The sequence below is a fragment of the Wolbachia endosymbiont strain TRS of Brugia malayi genome (assembly GCF_000008385.1).
Classification (GTDB): domain Bacteria; phylum Pseudomonadota; class Alphaproteobacteria; order Rickettsiales; family Anaplasmataceae; genus Wolbachia.
The window spans coordinates 499,125-523,440 of sequence record NC_006833.1 but is presented as its reverse complement, the minus strand read 5'-3'; the positions used below and the strand labels follow the sequence as shown (position 1 = coordinate 523,440).

19 protein-coding genes, 1 tRNA gene and 2 pseudogenes are annotated in these 24,316 nt (G+C 34.2%); 18 read left to right on the top strand and 4 right to left on the bottom strand.

Going from position 1 to position 24,316, the window contains the following annotated elements:
* Positions 1-136 precede the first annotated feature (136 nt).
* Both WBM_RS05750 and WBM_RS06725 read left to right on the top strand, forming a co-directional pair.
* Positions 137-295 carry a hypothetical protein gene (locus tag WBM_RS05750; RefSeq protein ID WP_158676329.1) on the top strand — a complete coding sequence of 53 codons (159 nt, stop codon included), beginning with the start codon at positions 137-139 and terminating at the stop codon, positions 293-295.
* Positions 296-666: 371 nt separating this feature from the next.
* Positions 667-801 (top strand): hypothetical protein, encoded by a 135-nt coding sequence (locus WBM_RS06725; protein ID WP_255324097.1) that lies wholly within the window; start codon positions 667-669, stop codon positions 799-801.
* A 1,383-nt stretch (positions 802-2,184) separates the two neighbouring features.
* Here WBM_RS06725 and WBM_RS05080 read toward each other — a convergent pair.
* Both WBM_RS05080 and WBM_RS05075 read right to left on the bottom strand, forming a co-directional pair.
* Positions 2,185-2,508 carry a hypothetical protein gene (locus WBM_RS05080; RefSeq protein ID WP_011256602.1) on the bottom strand — a complete coding sequence of 108 codons (324 nt, stop codon included), beginning with the start codon at positions 2,506-2,508 and terminating at the stop codon, positions 2,185-2,187.
* Positions 2,509-3,188: 680 nt separating this feature from the next.
* Positions 3,189-3,434, bottom strand: coding sequence for a hypothetical protein (locus tag WBM_RS05075; RefSeq protein WP_050707667.1), 246 nt, complete (start codon positions 3,432-3,434; stop codon positions 3,189-3,191).
* 49 nt (positions 3,435-3,483) lie between these two features.
* Between WBM_RS05075 and WBM_RS06935 the strand changes: the two genes are divergently transcribed.
* The 6 genes and pseudogenes from WBM_RS06935 to gpmI all read left to right on the top strand — a co-directional run.
* Positions 3,484-3,639: a hypothetical protein gene (locus WBM_RS06935; protein ID WP_369799986.1), complete on the top strand. Its 156-nt coding sequence runs from the start codon at positions 3,484-3,486 to the stop codon at positions 3,637-3,639.
* Positions 3,606-3,791, top strand: a pseudogene (locus WBM_RS05420) (ankyrin repeat domain-containing protein); the annotation flags it as partial. The gene WBM_RS06935 and the pseudogene WBM_RS05420, both read left to right, overlap by 34 nt.
* Positions 3,792-3,905: 114 nt before the next feature.
* Complete coding sequence (locus WBM_RS02390; protein WP_041571456.1) at positions 3,906-4,094, top strand: hypothetical protein; 189 nt, start codon at positions 3,906-3,908, stop codon at positions 4,092-4,094.
* A 381-nt stretch (positions 4,095-4,475) separates the two neighbouring features.
* On the top strand, positions 4,476-4,799 hold the full coding sequence (locus tag WBM_RS02385) for an ankyrin repeat domain-containing protein (RefSeq protein WP_041571455.1): 324 nt from the start codon (positions 4,476-4,478) through the stop codon (positions 4,797-4,799).
* Positions 4,800-6,011: 1,212 nt separating this feature from the next.
* Positions 6,012-6,083, top strand: a tRNA-Asn gene (locus tag WBM_RS02380).
* Between the two features lie 21 nt (positions 6,084-6,104).
* Positions 6,105-7,607 (top strand): annotated as a pseudogene (gpmI, locus tag WBM_RS02375) (2,3-bisphosphoglycerate-independent phosphoglycerate mutase); the annotation flags it as partial.
* A 58-nt stretch (positions 7,608-7,665) separates the two neighbouring features.
* Here the strand turns inward: gpmI and fabD are convergent.
* On the bottom strand, positions 7,666-8,646 hold the full coding sequence (gene fabD / locus WBM_RS02370; RefSeq protein WP_011256600.1) for an ACP S-malonyltransferase: 981 nt from the start codon (positions 8,644-8,646) through the stop codon (positions 7,666-7,668).
* Positions 8,647-8,774: 128 nt separating this feature from the next.
* On the opposite strand from fabD, the gene rpmE reads away from it, so the two are divergent.
* From rpmE to WBM_RS02325, 10 genes are all read left to right on the top strand, one after another.
* Positions 8,775-8,987, top strand: coding sequence for a 50S ribosomal protein L31 (rpmE, locus tag WBM_RS02365; protein ID WP_011256599.1), 213 nt, complete (start codon positions 8,775-8,777; stop codon positions 8,985-8,987).
* A gap of 31 nt (positions 8,988-9,018) precedes the next feature.
* Positions 9,019-9,813: an NAD kinase gene (locus tag WBM_RS02360; RefSeq protein WP_011256598.1), complete on the top strand. Its 795-nt coding sequence runs from the start codon at positions 9,019-9,021 to the stop codon at positions 9,811-9,813.
* A gap of 95 nt (positions 9,814-9,908) precedes the next feature.
* Complete coding sequence (locus WBM_RS02355) at positions 9,909-11,186, top strand: hypothetical protein (protein ID WP_011256597.1); 1,278 nt, start codon at positions 9,909-9,911, stop codon at positions 11,184-11,186.
* Positions 11,187-11,315: 129 nt separating this feature from the next.
* Positions 11,316-12,347: a Fe(3+) ABC transporter substrate-binding protein gene (locus tag WBM_RS02350; protein ID WP_011256596.1), complete on the top strand. Its 1,032-nt coding sequence runs from the start codon at positions 11,316-11,318 to the stop codon at positions 12,345-12,347.
* 992 nt (positions 12,348-13,339) lie between these two features.
* Entirely contained in the window at positions 13,340-13,834 is a 495-nt protein-coding gene (gene purE, locus WBM_RS02345) for a 5-(carboxyamino)imidazole ribonucleotide mutase (protein WP_369799983.1), read from the top strand.
* A gap of 4 nt (positions 13,835-13,838) precedes the next feature.
* On the top strand, positions 13,839-15,725 hold the full coding sequence (gene mutL / locus WBM_RS02340; RefSeq protein ID WP_011256594.1) for a DNA mismatch repair endonuclease MutL: 1,887 nt from the start codon (positions 13,839-13,841) through the stop codon (positions 15,723-15,725).
* A gap of 978 nt (positions 15,726-16,703) precedes the next feature.
* The gene (locus WBM_RS06315) at positions 16,704-16,943 is read left to right on the top strand and encodes an ankyrin repeat domain-containing protein (protein WP_225416164.1); all 240 of its coding nucleotides are present in this window, start codon (positions 16,704-16,706) and stop codon (positions 16,941-16,943) included.
* A 181-nt stretch (positions 16,944-17,124) separates the two neighbouring features.
* On the top strand, positions 17,125-17,316 hold the full coding sequence (locus WBM_RS06310) for a hypothetical protein (RefSeq protein WP_225416080.1): 192 nt from the start codon (positions 17,125-17,127) through the stop codon (positions 17,314-17,316).
* A 110-nt stretch (positions 17,317-17,426) separates the two neighbouring features.
* Complete coding sequence (locus WBM_RS02330) at positions 17,427-20,075, top strand: 2-oxoglutarate dehydrogenase E1 component (RefSeq protein WP_041571561.1); 2,649 nt, start codon at positions 17,427-17,429, stop codon at positions 20,073-20,075.
* 1,352 nt (positions 20,076-21,427) lie between these two features.
* Complete coding sequence (locus tag WBM_RS02325; protein WP_011256592.1) at positions 21,428-21,886, top strand: ankyrin repeat domain-containing protein; 459 nt, start codon at positions 21,428-21,430, stop codon at positions 21,884-21,886.
* Positions 21,887-22,310: 424 nt separating this feature from the next.
* On the opposite strand, the gene rpoD is transcribed toward WBM_RS02325, so the two are convergent.
* Entirely contained in the window at positions 22,311-24,260 is a 1,950-nt protein-coding gene (gene rpoD, locus WBM_RS02320) for an RNA polymerase sigma factor RpoD (RefSeq protein ID WP_011256591.1), read from the bottom strand.
* Positions 24,261-24,316: the final 56 nt, after the last annotated feature.

Below are 24,316 nucleotides of genomic sequence, written 5' to 3'. Positions count from 1 at the left end.
TAAAAAGAAGCGATTTTAATTCTAAGGTGGGGTATTCAGTTACTGATACCGATATAAGAAATTTTCTAGAGAATACAGGCAGAGTAAAAGTGAGTAGACATTAAAATCCGTATTGTAGTCTGCACTTTTAAACGGAGTGGAAGTTAATATTGTATCGTACACGGGATATTCAAATGCTGTAAGAAGAGTTGTGGAAGATCGTTTGGATTTATTTGGAGAACGTATTTCTGTATTTGGTGAATTTCTAGAAAACTACAATACTCAGTTGCATAGGTTAACTGTTAAGGGACAATAAAATCAAGTTGGGAAGAATTTGCACATTTATAAGGCAATTGTAGAGTATAAAACAACCACAATAGTTAGCTACCAAAAATTGTAATACGCTGATTAGTTATAGTGCAGACAATGTTAAAAGGGTTAATGGGTTTGTTGAATCAATAAGCAAGAGAAAGGAATGGCTTGAAGGAAATGGACTGAGTATTGAAGGCGTAAAAATATCAAATTTGAGGGCGTTCAAGTGCTTAAAGAGAACAAAAGTGTTGATTATCTAGAAAAAGTACAAAAATTTATAGATACCAGTTTAGTATAAAGGCCAATTATGAAAACTTGAATAAAAAAACCCGTATATTCTACAGTTAATAAACGCACCATTTTTTTAGAGAAAAAATGAAAATAATTAAATTTGTTTTTATTGAAGACAGTCATAGATTCAAAAAGGAAGTACATAATGTTCAAGACTTGTTTAAAGAAGAGGCAATAAAGGCAATTAAAGAGCAGAGTTACGGTGTGAGCCGTAGGTAAGGGAAAGAAATTATTGTCAAGAGGAGTAAATTAATAGATATTTCAGAGGGTTAAGGAGATAGTATAGAATGCTCCTGATAGGGTAATACAAGGGTTTAAAGTATCAGAAATAGCACTAGAGGAACATATACACCAGAATCTTAAGATATTCGAAATACATTATTGAAAACACAAGAAAAATCTGTACATAGGAGTACTCAAGAATCGCCACTTTTGCCTTCTAATAAAGAGAAGATTGAGCGATGATATGATTGTTGGTGGTGAGAGTAAAAAACAAAAACATACTCTAAACCCATCTCCCTAGCATAGAAACTTAGGACAATCAAACTTCTTTTTAAGGAGTATAGTCAAAAAACAATAGATGCTATTTACAGCTTATTTAAAAGAAAAGCAGCAACAAGAATCAAAGGACAGGGCTATAAGTAAGTAGTGGACAAGAAAAGGATAAAGTTACTATTAACGATGATAAGCCAATAGATAATCAAAAAATACACAAAGATATTGCTGATTCTCTAACTAAAGTAACAATAGAAAGTAAAGAGCAATTTGAAGATCTTGAGAAGTACTATAAAGGTGAATAGCTGAATGAGAGGTATCAAAGTTATTGAATACTGATTTGCAAAAGGAGAATAGTAAACTCAAACTCTGTAAGAGCAGAAAGCCGGCCAAGAAATAGGCACCGCTTTTGCCTTCTAAGAATCATAAGGTAAAGAGTAATACAAAGTAGAAATATAGATGAAATAAGTAGGTAGTCCGCGCAACTTTGCTATAAAAGACAAGAGTAACTGACAGAAGAATTGATATAGTCAAAACTAATGCAAGACTTTTGGCTTCATTAAATTCAGTTAGTATACTTAGCATTAGAAAAGCTTCTAAATTATTAGAATTTTTAATGAGCATTTATACTACCCCTTCTGCCTCCTTGACTTAGCATATATGAACATCTGTAATTAACTTTTTAGTTTTTATTCTAAAATAATATCAATTTTTACCCTCCTGGAGCTATTCTTATTTCCTGTTGTAGTAACAAATAAACATGCGTGAAAGTAGATGAAACATTCTGTTGCTTAATAGCCTCAGTTAATTCTGTAGGTACATTACCATTTCTTTCAAAACTCTTACCTATGACTTTTGCAACACTTTTCCTCTCTAAGAGACAGCTTAGTTCTAAACTTGTTTGTCTTCTAAGTTATTAAACCTTGCTTTGCTTTCCTCGTTAGCAAACACTACTTTTATTTTATTACTATCTTATTCACTAGGATGTAGATGAATACTGATCTCCCCTTTTCTAGTAGTAAAAGACATTTCAGTGCTGCCTAAGATATCAGTATAATTTCTTTTTCCATCTTTATCTTTTTCAATTTTTGCTGTACTTTCTCCGATCTATAATATGTAAACTCTTAATCCTAGCTTTTCTACTTCCTGATTGTTTATGATTTTTGCAGGTTTAACAACACTATCTTTTATATATTTTACATAAAGATATTTATTATCTCTTTCTACCTCCAATCTGTTTTGAATTTGCTTGCTTCTGCTTACAATACTTTCATATGCTATTTTTTCTAGATCGCTTTTAATCTTCTTACATTGCGCATTAAGATCGTCCACAAACCTACTAATTTCTTGTTCTATCATACCATTATCATGGTAAAAACTGTGTCTTATTTTTCCATCTTGTAGCACTAACTTGCTAATGATATATTTCATGATGTCTGAACTTTTTCAGATAATTCATCCTCATCATCACCATATTTGTTATCGTAGTCTTGTTCATCTGAAATGAAAGGAAATTCACATCTTCTACTATCTACAGGGCAACAGGATATTTTAGAAAGAGTATTTAATATTTTTCCAAATGTAAAATTTGTGAAAGTTTCATCCTAATTATCGTTCTTACCTCTGTAACATAAATTTAGCCTCAGTCCTTGTTTAGGTGTTTATCTACTATCCGTTTAATACCTTCTAAAGTAGTCTTCTACATAATCGGTACTTGAATTACGCAGACTCTTTTTTTCATTTCATCATAAGTTCTTTATCTTCATGTGAACTATGCTCTTCATTTTTATTTTCCCAATAACAAACTACTGGCTATTCTGTATAAAATATCATTTCATTGGTCATATATTAACAACACTCATTTACTTGCTTATTAATGTAAGTTATAGAATATAGATAAGTCAATAAAAAATATAGCTTGTGTTCCTCTTCTATGAATATTCATTTTTCTTGCTTCTAATCCATAGGTGGTAATGAAGAATGATGTGATGATATTAGCTATTTATTGTCGCGTCACCTGTAAGTAAATATATAGCGTGCACTTAGCTCCTTTCCGTTCTTTAATTTTAAAGGTATACAAACCTGTACCAACGGCCTTATTGCATCAATGTTTATAGTGCGTTAATCGATTTCTGCAATTGAGTGTGCTTAGTTAAAAAATTTTTTAAATAATCAACACGCTGGGCACTAATTACTCTAGAGTCAGAAAATAAAGTTGGTAGTAATACTGCGTTGTCAATGTAATTTACATCAACTTTATATGGAGATTTAGATAAGATTGAGAAATTAATAAAAGAGGAAAGAAGTGCTAATGCAGCGAATGAAACCGGATCTACTTTTTTGTGTTTGGCTATCATGGAAAATAATAGAGATATGGCAAAGTTTCTAGTTGAAAACTGAGCAAATATTTATGCAAAGGATGAGTATGGTGACACTCCTTTACATGATGATGTTGACAATGATACTATAGATGTAGTAAGGCTTCTAATCAACAACGGGGTAGAGGTTAATGCAAAAACGACAGTGGTAGAACACCTTTTCATCCAGCATATGGCAACATAAGTGTGGTAAAGCTTCTAATTGATAACGGAGCAGATATTAATGCAGTGAATTCTGATGGATTAACTCCTTTAAGTCGTACTTTCAGTGAAAGCAAAGTAGGTGTTTGTGCGTACATGATGAATAAGATAATAGAGCGACGCTTTTGGTTTTAATGTTAATCAAAAAGATTTACAACTTAAACCTGAGGTAGAAGGAAAATATTGCTATATAATTATCAGCCGTTAATTGATGTTTTATCAGAACGCTATGAGTGTGATTTTTAGAAGATGACATTTGCTGAAGTAAAAACTTTCTTTCAGGAACACAGGAGTGACATCATAATAGAGCTTGCAGGAATAGAAAGGCATCTGATTGACTTTGTAGATTTTGAAGATGCGAAAGAGATACACATTCCTAGATTAGAGCTATATGTATTTGCAGAAGCTGTAAAAAAACACGTTAAGCACACGCCTTAACAATCTAAACATTGAATAACGTTCTACTAATCTAGAACTGGATTGAGAAAGGAAGTAGTGATTTATAGATATTTTCGATATCTTAAGGAAGAGTTTAAAAAAGTGTATGTAGAGGGAAAAATATAAATCCTTGACTTTTTTATTAAAAACATAATAATTAAACTATGTTATTATTTTTGATAGGAGAAAATTATAGCTTTAGAGTTGGAAGACTTAAAACTATTAGTAATATCACTAAACACTTACAACAATGTCATTGCTTTAATAAAAAGTAAACTAGAAGCAAAACATAAAGGTGTATGCTAGAAATGGAAAGAAAAATTTAATATAAATTATTAATTTACCTTACAATAAGGCAGTCATAATTGAAAAGTTACATCGTTGCATTTGCCTGCTTTGTATGGTTGCTTAAATATAGTTAAAGCTCTATTAGACATAAGGATAACGTTAATTATAAACGACAGTGGTGGTGATACTGCTTTGCATTTTTCTACTAAAAATGGTTACCTAGATATAGTTCGGTGTCTATTAAAAAATGGCAATGTTAAAGTTGACGCGCAGAATAATACTGACTTCACTGCCTTGCATTTGGCTATTTCTTATGGTAACTCAGATACAGATGTAGTTCAAGCTCTATTAGACAAAAGGGCTAATCATTTATTGCAAGATAATAATGGATGTACTCCTTTACATTATGCTTGCTGAAAATGGTTACATAAAAATAGTATTAGATCTATTCCAAAAATGGAAGGCTAATCCTCCATTAGAAAATGATGGGGTAAAACTCCAGTAGACCTAAAATTGGTAATGAAAACATAAAAGAACGGCTTCTAGTAATTATTGAGGGACTAAAAGTTGAAGACATAATCAATAATACTGCTAGTGGTAAAAGATGTGGTACAGTCTTCAGAAGGCGAAAACAATGCAGAAAATGAACGAATTGCTAAAGCAGTTGGGATTGGTGTTATTTTAAGTACCATAACAGAATAGCGGTAGTTGCAGGACTTGTATTTGCTGGTCCTATATTACCAGTACTAGCTATAATCGGTATAGCTATAGCTGCTGGATTGGCAGCTGGAGCTATTGGTGGTATCACATATGCAGTATTACAACCTAGTAACAGCCTAGATAAACCAAACGTAACTGGGCAAAAAAAAGTTCAGGGTATTAAGTGTAAACAAGTGCACATGCCTAGAACTGGGCTTCAATTTCCATCCAAGAAGTATCATGAAAGTAGCTAATACTGATATTTAGTAAATTTTATTTACTATTTCTGTCATCCTATGGTTTTCCAGTATGAGAAGTTAGTGTCAAGCGCTGAGACGTCGGCAACTATCACGTCATATCACGATTCATTCGTGGTACCTCACCATAGATTCTGCTAATGAGTGACAGAATGACGGTCGTCACTTAGTTATAAACATTAACAAGTTTATCAAATGGAAAAAAGGCAAAAAAACCCCTGTGGATGGCTAGTTATTTACATTTGACTTCAAATATAGCATTCTCTTTCTAAACGCTTAATAATTGCAAATCAATTGCTTTTGCAATTAGTCTAAATTATAAACGTTAAGAAATTTACTAAACAGAAAAAAGACAAAAGAAATCTAGAGCAGCTAGTTATTCACTACATTTTATCAGTTGGCATTTTTTTTAAGCGCTCAGCAAACGTAATTTACAGCACTAGTTGGTAATGTAGGCAACAATATAAGAGACATGAGGTTAAGTTTTTTTGTAGTTTATCTCTACAGAGAAGATAAACAACTAACTTCAGTGATATGGTAAGGAGGCTGGTGAAGCTTGTCAAAGTAGTTTTCTACATTTCTATGAACTGCTTAGATAACATCACTAAAGTCTTATAAAGTACAAAAAACGTTTACAATTAATGCTCAACATGATAAGTTGAAAACAGTTTATTCCTCGGTAGCTCAGTGGTAGAGCAGTTGGCTGTTAACCAATTGGTCGCTGGTTCGAATCCGGCCCGGGGAGCGTTTTTGTCTGTTATTTTGTATGAACTTTAAGTCAGTTGTTTTATGTATACTAGATGGTTGGGGGAATGGAATAGGAGATAGTAAATACAATGCCATTAGCAACGCAAATCCACCCTGTTGGCAATATATTAGCTCTAATTATCCAAGATGCAGTTTATCTGCCTGTGGGACTGATGTTGGATTACCAGATGGTCAGATAGGCAACTCAGAGGTTGGTCATATGAACATCTGCAGTGGTAGAGTGGTAATGCAAAGCCTGCAGCGCATTGATCGAGAAATCAAAACAATAGAGAATAACAAGAATTTACGAAGTTTTATTAGTGATCTAAAGGATAAGAACGGCGTGTGCCACATAATGGGGTTGGTATCAGATGGTGGTGTTCATTCGCATCAAAAACATATTTCAACTTTAGCAAATAAAATATCACAGCACGAAATCAAAGTAGTGATACATGCATTTTTGGACGGCAGAGATACACTGCCAAATTCAGGAAAAAAGTGCGTTCAAGAATTTGAAGAGAATATAAAAGGCAATGACATAAGAATTGCTACTGTCTCTGGGCGTTACTATGCTATGGATCGCGATAATAGGTGGGAAAGAACAATAGAAACTTACGAGGCTATCGCATTTGCAAGGGCAACGTGTCACAATAATGTGATGTCGTTGATTGATAATAACTATCAAAATAATATAACTGATGAATTTATTAGGCCTACAGTAATAGGTGACTACAAAGGCATAGAACTAAAAGATGGGGTGTTATTAGCCAACTTTCGTGCTGATCGAATGATACAATTGGCAAGTATTTTGCTAGGCAAAACAGGTTACACTGAGGTAGCAAAATTTTCCTCAATTTTAAGTATGATGAAGTATAAGGAAGACCTTCAGATTCCTTGTCTTTTTCCCCCTGCATTTTTTACCAACACTTTAGGAGAGATAATAGCAGATAATAAATTACGGCAATTACGCATTGCTGAAACTGAGAAATACGCCCATGTGACTTTTTTCTTCAATTGTGGAAAGGAAGAGCCTTTCTCCAATGAAGAAAGAATACTCATTCCTTCACCAAAAGTTGAAACTTATGACCTGCAGCCTGAAATGTCAGCCTTTGAACTTACAGAAAAACTCGTAGGAAAAATTCGTTCCCAAGAATTTACGCTGATAGTTGCAAATTACGCTAACCCTGACATGGTGGGACACACAGGTAACATGGAAGCAGCCAAAAAAGCTGTGCTGGCTGTTGATGATTGCCTTGCAAAAGTATTGAATACTGTTAAGGAAATAAACGACGCTGTGTTAATTGTTACTGCAGACCATGGAAATGTGGAATGTATGTTTGATGAAAAAAATAATACACCTCACACAGCACACACTCTAAATAAAGTTCCGTTTATTATATACCCTAATTCTTGTAACAACCTAAAGTTGAAAGATGGAAGATTATCTGATATCGCTCCTACTATTTTACAGTTACTTGGAATTAAAAAACCAGATGAAATGACAGGTAGTTCACTGATTGTGTAATTTCCTGTATCGCCCTATGTTATTCCAAGTTGTGATAACATCAAACAGGTGTGCTTTAACTTAAGCTAACTTCTAAATTTTCCACCGTCAGTACTGGTGACCTATTAAAGAAGCTGTCAATATCACTGATACTACCTATATTTTTTGTACTAATGGATTGATCAATTCTTTTGACTAAATTAGATAAAACTTTATTAGGTCCAATTTCAACGAATTCGTTAATGCCACTACTTGCCATATGTAAAACCATTTCTCTCCATTTCACTCTACTTACAATTTGCTTAGCAAGTAAGATTTTTATAGTTTCTGGATTGCTTTCTTCTTTAGCTGTGACGTTTGATACAAAAGGAATTGAAGGATGAGTTATGTCAATGCTCTCTAGAAATTCCAAGATCTTTTCATCAGCAGGTCTCATAAGAGATGAGTGAAAAGGCCCACTAACTTGCAATTTAATTAATTTTCTCACACTCGAGTTTTTGAACAAACCAGGTAATATTTCAAGGGCCTCTGCAGTACCACTTACCACTACCTGTCCACCACCATTATCGTTTGCAATTCCATAAATTTCATCAATTTGAGCTGATTCCAATATATCTTCTACTTCACTTATCTCTGCTCCAAGCAACGCAACCATTCCACCTTTACATTTTAAAGAAGCTTTATGCATTGCTTCGCTGCGAGCTTTCAGCAACTTGACTGTGGACTCGAGTGTCAACGCTCCTGCAGCACATAGTGCTGTATATTCACCAACTGAATGCCCACAAACATATTTAACATCGTGATCAGAGAGGAGAGACTTACCAAACACATGCTCCATAACACGTAGTGTTGCAATTGATACTGCCGTTATAGCTGGCTGAGCGTTTTCTGTAATGGTTAACTCCTCGACAGGACCATTGAAAATCAAATGAGACAACTTCCTACCTAGTATGCTATCTACTTCATCAAATACTTGTTTTGCAACGGAAAATTGACTATATAGGTCTCTTCCCATTCCTACAAACTGTGAACCCTGACCAGGGAAAGCAAAAATCATAACGATAATTCTTGATTCTTTATTAAAAGTACTACTTTATTTATCTTTTGTCAATGTCCAATAATAATAATTGACTTAACGAATTGAATACACTAGAATGGTAACTGACTAAGAGTTTATAAGCGGCAATGGCAGAAATTGATTACCATAAAATTACTATAGTCATGACAAATGGTCAAGAGTTTGAAACTCGTTCAACCTATGGAAAGGAGGGAGATAAGATAAAGCTTGATAGAGATCCTCTTACTCACCCTGCATGGACTGGAAGTTTGACAAGTGGGTCAACAAATAAAACTAGCAAAATAGCTAAGTTTAACGATAAGTACGGAAATATTTTCTAATTTTCTTTCTCTTTAAGTTTTAGACTGGAGCATGCATAAATACAAAAATATAGGCTATGTTGCTTCTGAGTCACCAAAATCACAGGAAGTATCTAAATTATTACAGAAGCTTAATTTTATCAATATAACAGAGGAAAATAAATCTGAAGTTGATCTACTGGTAGTTGTTGGCGGCGATGGTTTAATGCTACACACCTTGCATAATTACGTCGTAGGAAACAAAGATATACATGTATATGGGGTAAACACTGGTAGTGTTGGATTTTTGATGAATAAATACTTCAGTAGCAGCGAAGATTTGATTGATAACATAGAGCACGCAACTTCAGCTCAGCTAACTTTGCTAAAGATGGAAGCTATAGATCTGAGTGGTAAAAAATATCACCATGTAGCGGTAAACGAAGTGTATGTCTTTAGAAAGGCAAATCAGATAGTAGAGATGAATGTTGCTATCAATAGTAAACTAAAAATGGAAAAGTTTAGAGGAGATGGAATAATATTGTCTACTCCCACAGGCAGTACTGCATATAATTTCTCTGCTGGTGGCCCAATCTTACCACTCAATTCAAACTTATTTGCACTGACCTCTATTAATAGCTACTACCCAAGGCATTGGAATGGAGCGTTGATCTCAAATGATACAATTGTGCAAATTGACATTAACAACGCACAAAATCGTCCAGCACTTGTAGTATCAGATTACAAGGAGCTTCACAACATATCACAGATAAAAATGCAGAAAGACCATGAGAACACAGTTACTCTGCTCTTTGACAAGGATTATTCCCTAGATGAAAGAATTTTTGACAGACAATTCTTATATTAAGCTTTTCTAGAATTATTCTCAAATTAGTATTTACTGTATCTTAATAACTATAGTATAATCAATATAACAGTAGTAATTAATTTCGGAGGGTAAGTATGCTAGAATTGAAAAATAAAATATCAGCAGAAGCACCAAAAACAGATCCATCATTGGCTGGAGTGGCAGCAAATGCTATCTTAGATGTACTAGGTGCAGTACCATCAAAGCCACTGCGTGTACAGGCGGAGTTGTATAAAAAAGAATCAAATAATGAAGAAATGGATCATACTAGGGATAGCGGAATAAATAATCAAAGCTCAGGGATAAAAAAATCAGCTTCTGAAGGAACGTTGTTTAGCGAATCTTGGGATAGTAAAAAAACATCAGGAGATTGGAAAAGATTATTAGATAACAAGCCCGGTGATGGTTCAGACACACCTCCAACTCCTTTTACACCGAAAGACGATTCTTACATTGAAAACAGTGAAACAGATTCAACAACTCCTTTAATCAGCTCAGGCAAGAAAACAAACAGAGTCTGGCCAAGGGTAAAATATGCCATGCAGCAGAAGGGCGTTATAATTTTTGGTGCAAATACTATTATATTATGCACATCTTTAGCTTTAGTGTACTTACAAGATAAAGCAAAATTTATTGTTTTTTTTGCAAATAGCCCGTTCTATATTACTATACTGGTCATTGCATCTGCTTCATTGTTTGCGGTTAGTCCTATATTTCATATAATAAAGCAATTTAGAGACGCTGAAGAATATCAAATCCAAAAAGGGAATGCAAATGAAATTTTAGATAAAGTGTTAGAGTGCCAGCCAAGGGACAAGGTGATAAAATCTGTAAGACTGGAATATAGCAATGACACTCATTCAAATTTTGCACTTAATGCTTGGGAAGCTAAAGATAACTTCATTAATATTGGCGAAAAAGTAATTAGTAGAGCTAACAAAATAGAATCAATAATTAATAATAGGCCGCTATTCATTGCATTATTAACTAGTGTAGTTGCTGCAAATATAGCGTTTCCCTTAGGGCTACTTGCAATAGATGGCATTAATAATGTGCAAAAATTTTACCAGAACCCTTTGACTCATAACGTAGGGTTGTCGTTATTCATAGGTTCAGGTATACTTGCATTATCAATCATATGTCTTGGTGTACATTACTACAGGAAAACGAATTGCACTAATCTTATATATTCTCAGGAAAAGATTAATACAGAAAGTGTTAACAAGAAATTCATTAAGAAAATAGAACAAGAAAGAACAAATGTTCTTAAGGATAATCATGGTAAAGACGCTAAATGCATCAGCCTAACGCTTGAACAAGTTGTAGTTCAATCTCATAATTGTAAAGATATTGTTTATAGTATTGGTGAATAAAGTACGTAGTAAAATCTCTTACATAATTTTGATGCCCCTTAATTGGAGCAAAATAGGTCTGAGTAAATTTTACATTTACTAAAACTTTGCGTTTTGGTATCCTAAGTTGAAGGAAATTGTTTTATTTATATGAAAAAAGCTTTAATATTCACTTCCTTAGTAGTAGTTGTATTAATCGTCGTTACTTTTTTATATAAAAACAACGAGACTAATGACCTACAAGTGGTAAACGTTTATTCATCGCGTAAAGAGGAATTGGTACGTACTCTATTTGATGAATTTACAAGAAATACAGGTATTAAAGTACGTTATATTATTGACGATTACTCCCAGCTGCTCTCACGCATGGAAAATGGCAGTGGGACTGATGTATTTTTAACTGCAGATGCAGTGAACCTAATTTTGGCAAAAAAAAGAGGGCTTTTGTCTCAGGTAAACTCAGAGATTTTGAAAAGAGCTATACCTGAAAAGTTTAGGGATAGTGAAGGTTACTGGTTTGGTCTCACAAAAAGAACGAGAATATTGGTTTACAATAAAGAATCAGTAGATCCTAAAGACTTAAGTACCTATGAGGATTTAGCAAATAAAAAATGGAAAGGAAAAATATTAGTACGTTCTTCTACAAGTCCATATAATCGATCGCTGATTGCTTTTATGATTGCAAATAATGGTTTTGAAAAGACGAAAGAATGGGTCAGTGGGATTGTAAGCAATATGGCAAGAAAGCCAAGCGGTGGTGATACTAACCAAATTTATGCTGTAGCTGCTGGTGAAGGAGATATTGCAATAGTAAATAGCTATTACTTTGCGAGAATCCTTTCATCAGAACGTGAGAATAAAAAGAATGTTGCAAACAAACTAGGAGTTTTCTTCCCTAATCACGATAGTAATGGTGTAATGGTAAACATTAGTGGTGCAGCAGTAACAAAAAATGCAAAAAATAGAGAAAATGCTATAGCTTTATTGGAGTTTTTAGTAAGCAAGCAGGCCCAGGAACTATATGCTAAGAAAAATCAAGAATATCCTATTATTGAAGGCGTTGAGGTTTCCAATATACTAAAATTTTGGGGAGACTACCCACAAAGTGATTTACCTCTAAGTGAGCTTGAAAAGCATCTTTTTGAGGCTGTTATGATAGCAGACGAATGTAAATGGAAATAATACCTAGCGCTTCTAGGGTAAAAAGTACAACTGTACGAACATTATAATTTGGTAATGATTTTCACTAGGAAAGGGTATTGTTTTAATGTTGATATTAGCATTCAGCTTTCCATCCAGGGGGTGTCATTCCGGTGTCTCCTTCTCCTAATCCTAGCGCATCTATAATATCACTCCAGTATGTGACACTGTTATTTAGTGAATTTATTTACTATTTTTTATCATCCTATGGTTTTCCAGTATGAGAAGGCAGCATCACGCTCTGGAATATCAGTAACCCCTACGTCATACCGCGATTCATTTGCGGTATCTCTAGATTCCGCTAACAAGCAGCTGTTGTCAGTAAATCTTCAGCTACAAATATTTAAGAAATCCACCAAGTAAGAAAAAGACAAAAGAAGCCCTAGTTAATATCTATTTAAAAACACTAGCGTTTTTTTATGTTTTAAATACTTAGTAATCGCGACTTAGTTGTTTTTTATTGCAACTAACCTTTAGTCATAAATGTTTTAGAAATTTACTAGGCAAAAAAAAGGCAAAAGATATATTATGGTGATAGTATTTACTCTCTAATCCTGCAAATTAGTATATTATACTGTCCTAAACGCTTTATAAGCGAGTTTCAACTTATATAGGTAAAAAATTAGAAATATTGTGAAGACATAAGGTACATATAGTGCAAAAAATTAAACATAAGATGCTAACTATATAACACTTTATTATTTTAATCTGCACAGATTGAAGGTAACTTAATACCTCCAGTATCGGGATAAGGGGGCTAGCGAGGTTTGTTAGGTAGTTTTTTGTGTTTCTGTGAGCTACTGGTCCCTAAAATTACAATGTTTGCACATTTGTGTGCTCTAATGCGAATGCTTATTTGAAATTTCTATTTAAAGGGAGGGTTTTATGTCATACACTATATTCACAGTATGATTCAAATATTTGTTGCTTTTTAGCTGAAACACTATTTAGTTAGTAAGAAAGTTATGTTGAATATGGCGGAAATAAAAAAAGATGTTGCTGTAATTATGGGAAGTGAATCAGACTATAGCACTATGATTCATGCTGTTGATATGTTAACAGAATTAGGAATTTTGCATGACGTGTTTATAATATCTGCACATAGAACACCAGAAAGGCTCTTCAATTTTGCTCAGTCTGCACAAGAAAAAGGCTTTAGAGTTATTATAGCCGGTGCGGGAGGAGCAGCTCATTTACCTGGTATGGTTGCATCGCTCACTTGTTTACCCGTTATCGGTGTTCCTGTACATAGTAAACAGTTAAATGGGCTGGATAGTCTGTTATCTATAGTACAAATGCCAAAGGGTGTGCCGGTTGCAACAATGTCTATAGGAGAAAGTGGGGCTTATAATGCAGCAATTGCTGCTGCATCTGTACTGTCAATTTCTAACAGTGAAATTGCTGATAGGTTAAAAAAATGGAGAAAGGAACAGACCGAAGTAGTAAAGGAAAAACCAGCATCACAGTAAATTTATGGCAATAATTCTTTTAGATACAAAAACCATAAATCGTATAGCTGCAGGGGAGGTTATAGAAAGGCCAGCTAGTGTAGTCAAGGAATTAGTTGAGAATGCAATAGATGCTGGAAGCTCGGAAATAGAGATAAAAATAGAAAGTGGTGGGTGTAACCTTATTACTATCACGGATGATGGAGGTGGAATAGAAAAGAGCGATTTAGAGCTTGCTTTTATGCGCCATGCTACTTCAAAATTGAGTGATAGTGAATTAATAGAAATCAAGCATCTTGGCTTCAGAGGAGAAGCTCTGTCTTCAATTGCAGCAGTGAGTAGAATTAAGCTATCATCTAAGGCAAATGGAGCAAGTGAAGCTTGGTCTATAAGTTATGAAGGTGGAGAAAAAATAGGTGAACTTATTCCTTACTCTTTACCACAAGGTACACATATTGAGGTCCGTGATCTGTTTTTTGCCACTCCCAATAGACTAAAATTTCTAAAAACCGAAAGGGCAGAAATTCAAAGCATTGTTGACATTGTGAATAACTTAGCTATGATCAATTATAGTATTGGGTTTACTCTCACTTCTGGTAGTAAGAAACCTCTAAAATATGCTAAGCAGACTTCGTTATTTAGTAGATTATGTGAAGTAGAAGAAGAATTTCAAGACAATTCTCTAGAAATTAATGAAGAAGAGGACGGTGTCAGACTAACAGGACACATCTGTAAACCGACGGTCAATCGAGGTAAGTCTGATATGATCTATACATTTGTAAATGGAAGGCCGATAAAAGATAATTTACTTGTTAGTGCGATTCGTTACGCATATCACGACTTTATTCCAAGCAATAGGTATCCTTTTGCAACGTTGCATTTAGAAATACCATACGATCAAATAGATGTGAATGTGCACCCAAATAAATCGGAAGTGAGATTTCAAAATAAGAGGCTGATATATGAAATAGTGAGAAGAGGGTTAATTAAGGCATTATCAACAAGAACAGGTAACTCTGCAGTGAGTAATATTGATAGGTCTAGGTGTCAAGGTATTGGAAAGGAAACGAGTGGTTTACCTTTTGATGTTAGTGAAAGTCAAGGAAATGATAACCATATTAATAATGGAAAAAGCAGAGAAACAAAAAGTGAAAGAGAATTGTATGAAAGGAGACCAAATCCTTTTGAAAATCGGCTAATGAAAGAATCCAACTCACCAAGTGTAGGAAAGAAAGACTTGTCAGAACGATCAGTATTGTTTGATTCAGGTATACAAAAATCCTTGTCACAAGCGAAAACTGTGGTTCTAGAGAGAGAGCAAATTGATTTAATAGAAAACCATCCTCTAGGGTTTGCACGCTGTCAGGTCTATAACACTTATATTATTGCTGAGGCTAGAGGCAAATTGATTATAGTTGACCAGCATGCAGCCCATGAAAGGTTAGTGTATGAATGCTTAAAACAAAAATCAAGTATAAAAAGACAAAAACTACTTCTTTCTGAGGTAGTTGAAATCAAAAATCAAGCTGGAATGGAGATGGTTGAAGTCTATAAGGATAAGCTTTTCGAAATGGGTTTTGATATTCAAATCAACTCAGAAAACAAGGTTATAGTAAAAGAAATCCCTGCAATTTTGGGAACAATAGATGTAAAAGAGATGCTAATTGATATAGTCGATAGATTGATGGAAATAGAAGATATGTTGCCAATAGAAGATAAAGTGAACAAAATATTGGCCACTATTGCTTGTCATGGGTCAATTAGAGCAGGCAGGACAATGAAATTGGAAGAGATGAATGTGTTGCTGAGGCAAATGGAAGAAACACCATATTCTGGGCAATGCAACCACGGAAGACCAACTCATATAGAAATGAAACTAAGTGATATAGAAAAATTGTTTGAGCGTAGGTAAGAAGTTGCCATAAACATGGAAATTTTTAGTGTTCTTCTCGTCATTCCAGCACGTGACGAATTTTTTAAGCCATAGAAACGGGACTGAAATTACTTGATAAACCTCGCTAGCCCTTTTATCAATAGCACTAAAGCTAATTATTTATCTTCTCTTTACAGATTAAACAACAAAAAAACTTAACATATCTGACATCTCATGTTTAATTTCTTGCATTACATGTACCTCATGTCTTTTACATTGTTGTTCACATTACCAACTAGTGCTGTAAATCGCGCCTACTAGGTGCTTAAAAACATTAAAAAACGCCAACTGGTAAAATGATAGTGGATAAATAGCTGCTGCGGGATTTCTTTTGTCTTTTTTAATTTGGTTAAGAAATTAATCAATTTTTACTAGGAACTACTTGCCTCCCTGGTAGACTTAAATAGTTATAGCAGTGTTAACATAAAAGATTAGACTTTCTTGGACTTTTTAGTTATACTAGAGTATAATTCACTATTAGTAGAGGTAGTTATTATGAATGAAGAAGAAGCTTTAAAAATATTAGGCTTAAAGTAACCCCAGTGAAGAAGACATCAGAAAAGTACGTAATACACTAGCTCTTCAGTATCATCGAGACAAAAACTCAGATAAAGAACAGGAAGAACTTAAAAAAGTCGAAGAGAAATTTTAACAGTTACAAGCGCATATAAGCTTCTTGCTGGAACAGGTGCAAAAGAGGTCATGCTACTCCATGACGAAGACTTAGATAGAGTTAGCTCTATCTAAGTCTAAAATTTTGCTTACATACGCCTCTCTTCAATCAAGATACAGGATTTCTTAAAAAGCTCTTTTTAATTTCAAGAGCAGTAAAGATGAAAAATTTAGTAATTACATTAACGAAATGTGTATACAGGATCACTTGCCGTCGGATGCTGCTATCAATTCATATAATATTGATCTTGCAAACCTGCATTAGAGAATGGCGCTAACCCTAACATAAAAATATTTCGTGAGTATACTTTATTATGTTATCACGGAATTATCATATATGGTAATATTATAAAACTACTTTTAGAGTACGGTGCTGACCCTAATACACGAGTATATAGTCTTGCTCCATTAGATGTAGCTGCACATGATAAGTTCTATGAAATTGCAAAATTACTTTTAAAATATGGTGATGATCCTAATACAGCCGATCATCATGCAAAAGGTTACTACGTGAGGAGGTCATAGAACACACTCCATATTTCGCTAATAGTGAGATAATAAATTGCATTAAGGCACTTGTTTTGTCGCACAGCAACAATGACAAAGTTAAAAAGTTGATGGCTGAATATGGTAGTGTGGATAGACGCTATATTATTAGCTAAGCTGGTCTTTCTCGTTGTTGCTTAATGGTAGAGCTTCTGCTACTTTGTTTAGTATAGCTCCTCCCTGGTGCTATATACCGACAGTAGTATTTGCATTTGCCGCGTATTTCTTTGTTAAAAATGCCATACAGGCTGCATTTTTTGCAAAAATAAAAGAACCTTCTCCTGAGTTTGCTGAAGTTATTACTGAAAAATTAGTAAATAATGTTAAGCTAAATGCTGAAGGCAATCCTTAAAGAACTGATAATGTAATGACTTAATTCGCGGGTATCAAAAAAGTTCTTTTTTAAAAAACTTAAGTTATACTTATAAGTATTTGATACCTTTTATAGTGATTATGCTAGATTTGAGAAGTAGCTCCTGCCTTTATGGTGATAATGTGGAATTTGTAGAAGAAATGTATAACCGTTATCTGCAGGGTGACAAGTCAATCGGGGAGGATTGGTACAGAATTTTTTCAAGCAATTTAGAAGTTAATAAAGCAGAACCCTGTGCTGTGCAGCATGTGGCCAAGGCAGATGATTCGGTGGCAAATTTTTTTAGATCTTATGGTCACTTTTTTGCAGATCTTAATCCATTGTCGTCAAATGTAAGTGAAGAAATAAATTATCAGAAATATTCAAATCTCTCTACAGCGCATGATGCCGGAATCTATAGAGATATTTACTGCAAAGACATCGGTTTTGAATTTATGCATATTTCCTCTTATGAGGAGAGAATATGGCTGCAGGAAAAGATCGAAAATCAAACTTACAAGCTGAGCTTGCAAGATAAAAAGGAAATACTCAGACACTTAATCGAATCTGAGATGTTCGAACAATTTCTCCATACGAAATTTCCTGGACATAAGCGTTTTTCTATTGAAGGTGGGGAGTCAGCTATTGTTGCAATTGAGAGAATTATTAGTGATTCCACGACTTTTGGTATTGAGGAAATAGTTCTTGGTATGGCTCATCGCGGACGGCTTAACGTTCTAACCAAAGTTATGGAAAAAGAATATGCAGCAATGTTATCTGAATTTCAAGGTAATCTTGCATATCCAAGTGATCTTGAAGTGTCTGGTGATGTTAAATATCACCTTGGTTATTCTTCTGATCGAACGCTTGCTGATGGTAAGACAATACATTTAAGTTTGTGCCCTAATCCATCTCACCTTGAAGCGATCAATCCAGTTCTGATTGGAAGAATCAGAGCAAAACAAAAAATAAGATCTGTACTTGGAATATCAATTCATGGTGATGCAGCTTTTATCGGTCAAGGGGTGGTTGGCGAAACCCTGACCTTGAGCAATATTGAAGGATATAAAGTAGATGGTATTGTACACGTTGTCATTAATAACCAAGTTGGTTTTACTGCTAATCCATGCTGTGCACGGTCATCTTCTTATTGCACTGACGTAATTAAATCTATAGAAGCCCCAGTGTTTCACGTAAGTGGAGATAGTCCTGAAGCTGTAAATTTTGTTGCAGGTCTGGCAATGGAATATAGGCAGAAATTTAAGAAAGACGTGGTGATTGACATAATATGCTACCGCAAATATGGCCATAATGAAGGAGATGAGCCTAATTTTACCCAGCCGCTCATGTATAAAATAATATCAAATCATAAAACTCCAGGAACGCTATATGAAGAAAAGTTGACTGCAGATAAAGTACTAAGTGGTGACGAAGTAGATAAATTACGCAGTAAGTTCAGGGCAAGATTGGATAAAAGTCTTACTGAATCAGTGGCTTACGCTCCCAAAAAAGCTGACTGGTTCAATGGAGTGTGGTCAAAATTAAGAAGGGCAAAGTTGAATAATCTGAACGAATATTATACAGATTCTGGTGCCTCACAAAGTGAGCTGAAAAAGCTAGGTGTACTCATAAATAGCAATATTCCAAGCAGTTTTAATATCAACAATAAAGTAAGAAAAATACTTGATGGAAGAATAGAGAATATAAATTCCGGTAACAATATAGACTGGGCAACGGCTGAAAGTCTTGCATTTGCATCATTGCTCACAGAAGGAATAGGTGTGCGTCTGTCAGGACAGGACTCCGGTCGAGGTACTTTCTCACACCGCCATTCAAGGCTTGTTGATCAGGTGACAGAAGAAGCATTTATTCCACTGAACAATATAAATAAAGAGCAAGCTCACTTTGAAGTCATAGATAGCGCTTTATCAGAGTATGCTGTGATGGGCTTTGAGTATGGATATAGCCTTGATTCTCCATATTCACTGGTGCTTTGGGAAGGACAGTTTGGTGATTTTGCGAATGGTGCACAAATTATGATCGACCAGTTTATTGCGTCTGCAGAAACAAAGTGGTTACGATCAAGTGGTTTGGTTTTATTGCTGCCTCATGGCTATGAAGGTCAGGGACCTGAGCATAGCTCTGCGCGTATAGAGAGGTTTTTACAACTCTGCGCGGAAGATAATATGCAAGTAGTTAATTGCTCTACTCCAGCGAATTACTTTCATGTTTTACGCAGGCAAATTCATCGAGACTTCCGTAAACCTTTGATAGTGTTTACACCTAAATCGCTATTGCGTCATAAAAGAGCAGTTTCTAATCTATCTGACTTTAAAGGTGGATTCCTTACGATAATTCCAGAATATAGGAAGAATTTAGTTTTAGATGACAAAATGCGTAAAGTTATAATATGCGGTGGTAAAGTTTATTACGACATAATTGAGGCATGTGAAGTACAAAAAATAAACGATATAGCAGTGGTACGATTGGAGCAATTTTATCCATTTCCTGCTGATAAGCTAAGCATTGAACTTGAAAAATATGAAAACGCTGAAATTATATGGTGTCAAGAAGAGCCAAAAAATATGGGAGGATGGTTTTTTGTCAACCCATTAATAGAGGAGGTATTACTTGGCCTCAATATTCAAGCAAAAAGGCTTAAGTGCATCACAAGACCTGCTGCTGCATCTCCTGCATGTGGTTACGCTAGTGTCCATGCTCAGCAACAAGAGGAGATTTTAAAGCAAGTTATTAAATAGCCTCACAAGTACTTAGTGGAGAGCTAGCTCAATTTTACCTCCGCTAGTGGAATAGCTTTGTTGCATCACTATCTATGAAAGATTAACTATAGTTAGAATTATAAGCAAATTATTAAAAATCTTATTTTTTTTGCAATCAATCTGATCAAATTTAAGAATAGTAATTTATTATTTATATTAATAAATTTGATTCTATTTAAAATAGCTAAAGTGTTGAAATTATTGAATTTTAGCCAAATTAGTGAATGATAGTGAAATTTCTTTTACTCAAATTAGGTATTTACTGAGCATTCTTATTATAAATTAAGAGAATGACAAGTTACTAATATTCTTCACCTTTCTTGTCTTTAATCACCATAGCTGGTGATTAACAAAGTCATTCCAACGTCATGGTTGGCATAACACCATTTTGTTTGCCCTTAAACGCTTCAGCTACAAATATCTAAGAAATTTACTAAGTAAAAAAAGGGAAAAGATATTCTATAGTAAATAGTGTTTACTCTCTAATCATGCAAATTGGCATTTTATACTGTCTTAAATACTTTGTAAGCGTATTTCAGCTTATATGGGTAAAAACTTAGAAATATTGTGAAGACACAAGGTACATATAGTGCAAAAAATTAAACATAAGATACTAAATACCCTAAGCCTTTTGTCACTAACCTGCATGATTACAAAGATAAATAAATAGCTTAAGTGCTATAATAAGGAGGCTGATAAAGCTTGTCAAGTAATTTTTTGCATTCTTATACTGATAAGAATTTGCGATCATAAATTGTCAATTTAAGCTTCGAAAAAGGTCTATTGACTTACATATATTATTGAGATTACACTTAAACTCTATTAGCTTCTAAAGGTGCACATGAAAGTATGGTATTAAGATACATAAAAGAGGATAAGCATATCCAAATCCTGCTCTTCAGGGTAACATAAGTATAGTAAGCAGCCAAGCAGAATTAGTGGATATTAATAGTTGATAATAGTTTTAAAACATGTGAGGTAAAATTATAGATTTAGCAGAACAAGTCATTAAGGTAAACAACGGCTATATTGGAGAGTTTTAACGTCAACTTAACGAAAAACTAGGCTCTATACTGCCTTATATGGCTTAATCGTTATTTATCATAGTACAATATGGTCAGAAAATATAGCTGAACTTTTGCTGAATAGTGATGCAAATCTTATAGCCAAGATGTGCACCTCTAGGGTAGTCAGTCCATTAAGGGTAGCGCTTAATATTTAAAGATTAATTATCTTGCAAAATACTTGAACTGTTTTGAATTTAAAAATAAAAACTTATAAGATGTTTTTGCTAAACTCCCAGATAGAGAACTGTTAGAATATTTAAGTCATTGTTAGATCATAGTACTAGCTATGGGCTTATAACAAACATAAGACCAAGTCCATCATGGCTCAGTAAATTGTCGTTTTGGCGCAAAAAAACTTTACTAATTAGTCAATTTCGAACAAGTGTTGCCTTATATGTAAATGAAAACAATCATATACTTAATGCGATAAAAGGTAGTTCTTTATCTAAAATACTAGATCGAGTTAATATAAGGGATAAAGATGGTCTTTCAGCATTACATCTCACTGTTAAAGGTGGCAATGTTAACATTGTAAAGTTATTGTTAGATGGGGGCGCAGAACCTAATATCAGAAGCTGGATGAATCTAACAACTCCACTGCATAATGCTGTTTTAAACAATAGGGTTTATATAGTAAAATTACTTTTTGATAGTCATGCAAACTCTAATATTTTAAGCAGAAGTGACATTTCTCCTTTATATTTTGCTGTCGTCAATAACTAAAAGAAATATCACGTTTATTGTTAGAATGTGGGGCAAAACCTGAAACTCTATTAAATCAGTTCTCTGCTTTGTTAAACGATGCTGCAACTACAAAAAATGAGAAGAAGGAAGAAATCTCTTAGGTAAGATGGATTACTTAGGTAAGTTCTTATACAAGTAGAGTACCAATATTATTGATTTGTTTACTGCAGAAATGAAAGAAGCACAATGAGCGGTAATAATAAAATTGCAAGAAAAATATTTTATATTATAAGCGATATGACTTTTCCATTATAATTGGAACCTGTAAGAGTGTAGGAAGTTGGCACTGGAAAAGTAGATAAACAATGTATCTGTTCAAAATCTTCCATCTATTGTTTTCTAGCTCTTACATCTTCTCTTTACTTCGTGCCAAAATGATCACATTATATTATTTGACATTTCTCTAAAAGAACCCTCTCAACTTTCTAGCACGGCATGGATGTTTTAGTTTGCGCAATGCTTTTGACTCGACTTGCCTAATTCTCTCACGTGTTACCTTAAAAATGCATCCTATTTCTTCTAAGGTATGTTCCTTGCAATCTTTACCAAGGCCAAAGCGCATTCTAATAATTCTCTCTTCCTTCGGTGTTAAAGTTGCAAGGAGGTTAGTCGTAATGCAGCGCAAGTCAGTGAGTATTGCAGCATCTTCTGGTTTTGAGACTCGCTTATCTTCTATACAGTCACCGAAAGTACTACTATCGTCTTTTCCTGTTGGAGCGTCAAGGCTTACCGGATCCCTTGCTATTTTCATAACTTTGCGTATTCTTTCCAGCGGCATTCCAAGTTCCATACTTAATTCCTCTAATGTAGGCTCTCTTCCCATCTCATGAGTTAACTTTCTCAATGCTCTGTTGATCTTGCTAATAATTTCTACCATGTGAACTGGTATTCTGACTACTTTAGATTGCTCAGGTATTGCTCTAGTAATTGATTGCCTTACCCACCAAGTTCCATAGGTTGAAAATTTGTATCCACGTTTGTAATCAAATTTATCCACAGCCTTCATAAGACCAATATTACCTTCTTGTATCAAATCAAGCAGAGCGAGACCTCTGTTTGAATATTTTTTAGCTATGGAAACTACTAACCTCAAATTGGCTTTAATCATTCCCTGCTTTGCTTCAGAGACTTCTCGTTCATGTTTTTGTGTTCTCTTGATTAGCTCTTTAAACTCTTGCACATTATCTTCTTGTATATGTTGCTTAATATTGTTCAAGGTATCAGCTATATGTTCAAAATTGTCGTCTATAAACTTTACAAACTTGTTTTTTAGTTCACCTGTAAAACAAAATTGGTTTTCACTGGATTTTAAAGAACTAATTTCTTCTAACTTGTACCTTAAAAGTACGTCAGCATAAACTTTGAGGAAGCTTTCTCTATCAATATTGTATTTTTTAGCTTCAGAAATAAGATTAGCTTCCTCAAGCATGATAGACCTATTTATGTTATAAAGTTTTTGTGTGATTTTAGCGACAGCAGTGTCACTTAACTTAATTTGTAGCACTATAGACCATATTTGGTCATATAAATTTTGATATCTTAATCCACCAGAGGGATCTTTTCTTAATGTCAATGCTTCATCTGCTAAAGTAATTATCTCATCTAGTGCAACTATGACCTTGGGCAATAAGTCGTTTTCCATTTCAAGAATAGAAACATTTAAATTTGCTGAATTTATATCTTCATTACTATTTTCTTTCTCATCGTTACCTTTTTTACTGTCTATCTCATCATCTTCACAATATTCGTCATCTTTGGTGCCTTCAGAAACGTTCTCAGAATCCTTATCATCTTCAATACTTTCTTCACTCTCTTCTTTGGGTATCGCATTAAAATCGGAGTTATAAATTGCATCTAGGTCTATAATTTCTCTCAGTAAGAGAGATCCACTGCTCAAATCATCGCGCCATGCTTTTATCATCTTTAGTGTTACTGATGTTTCAATGATTGCACGCAACATGTTATGCTTTTCAGATTCAATTTTTTTTGCTATCTCAATTTCATCTGTTCTTGATAAAAGCTTTACGGAGCTCATATCTTGTAAATAAACTCTTACCGGGTCGTCATTTTGTACTAAGGTTGTGGTGGTATTCGACAGTGCGTCGTCATCATCAAGTTTGCTATCATCACTATTGGAAGGAGCCTCTTCTTCGTCTTCGCTACTTTCAAGTATGTTGATTCCTGAGTCTTGCAATAGAGATATAGTATCATCTATAAAGTCAGATGATAAATTTTCGTCTGACAGTTTATCATTTATATCATCAAAAGTGATAAAGCCACCCTTTTTAATACTTTTGGTTACAAGATCCCTGATGATTTTTTTCTTATCTTCTGAGTTGTTAATAGTTGACATCATTACCCTTATAGTTTAAAATCTATTTCTTATTAGTAAATAGGCTTACAATAAGT

Excerpts from the sequence above, each read along its gene's own strand:
- WBM_RS06725 (WP_255324097.1), top strand. The coding sequence starts at position 667 with ATGAAAATAATTAAATTTGTTTTTATTGAAGACAGTCATAGATTCAAA.
- WBM_RS05080 (WP_011256602.1), bottom strand. The coding sequence starts at position 2,508 with ATGAAATATATCATTAGCAAGTTAGTGCTACAAGATGGAAAAATAAGA.
- WBM_RS05075 (WP_050707667.1), bottom strand. The coding sequence starts at position 3,434 with ATGATAGCCAAACACAAAAAAGTAGATCCGGTTTCATTCGCTGCATTA.
- WBM_RS02390 (WP_041571456.1), top strand. The coding sequence starts at position 3,906 with ATGACATTTGCTGAAGTAAAAACTTTCTTTCAGGAACACAGGAGTGAC.
- fabD (WP_011256600.1), bottom strand. The coding sequence starts at position 8,646 with ATGATTTTTGCTTTCCCTGGTCAGGGTTCACAGTTTGTAGGAATGGGA.
- rpmE (WP_011256599.1), top strand. The coding sequence starts at position 8,775 with ATGGCAGAAATTGATTACCATAAAATTACTATAGTCATGACAAATGGT.
- WBM_RS02360 (WP_011256598.1), top strand. The coding sequence starts at position 9,019 with ATGCATAAATACAAAAATATAGGCTATGTTGCTTCTGAGTCACCAAAA.
- WBM_RS02355 (WP_011256597.1), top strand. The coding sequence starts at position 9,909 with ATGCTAGAATTGAAAAATAAAATATCAGCAGAAGCACCAAAAACAGAT.
- WBM_RS02350 (WP_011256596.1), top strand. The coding sequence starts at position 11,316 with ATGAAAAAAGCTTTAATATTCACTTCCTTAGTAGTAGTTGTATTAATC.
- purE (WP_369799983.1), top strand. The coding sequence starts at position 13,340 with ATGGCGGAAATAAAAAAAGATGTTGCTGTAATTATGGGAAGTGAATCA.
- mutL (WP_011256594.1), top strand. The coding sequence starts at position 13,839 with ATGGCAATAATTCTTTTAGATACAAAAACCATAAATCGTATAGCTGCA.
- rpoD (WP_011256591.1), bottom strand. The coding sequence starts at position 24,260 with ATGTCAACTATTAACAACTCAGAAGATAAGAAAAAAATCATCAGGGAT.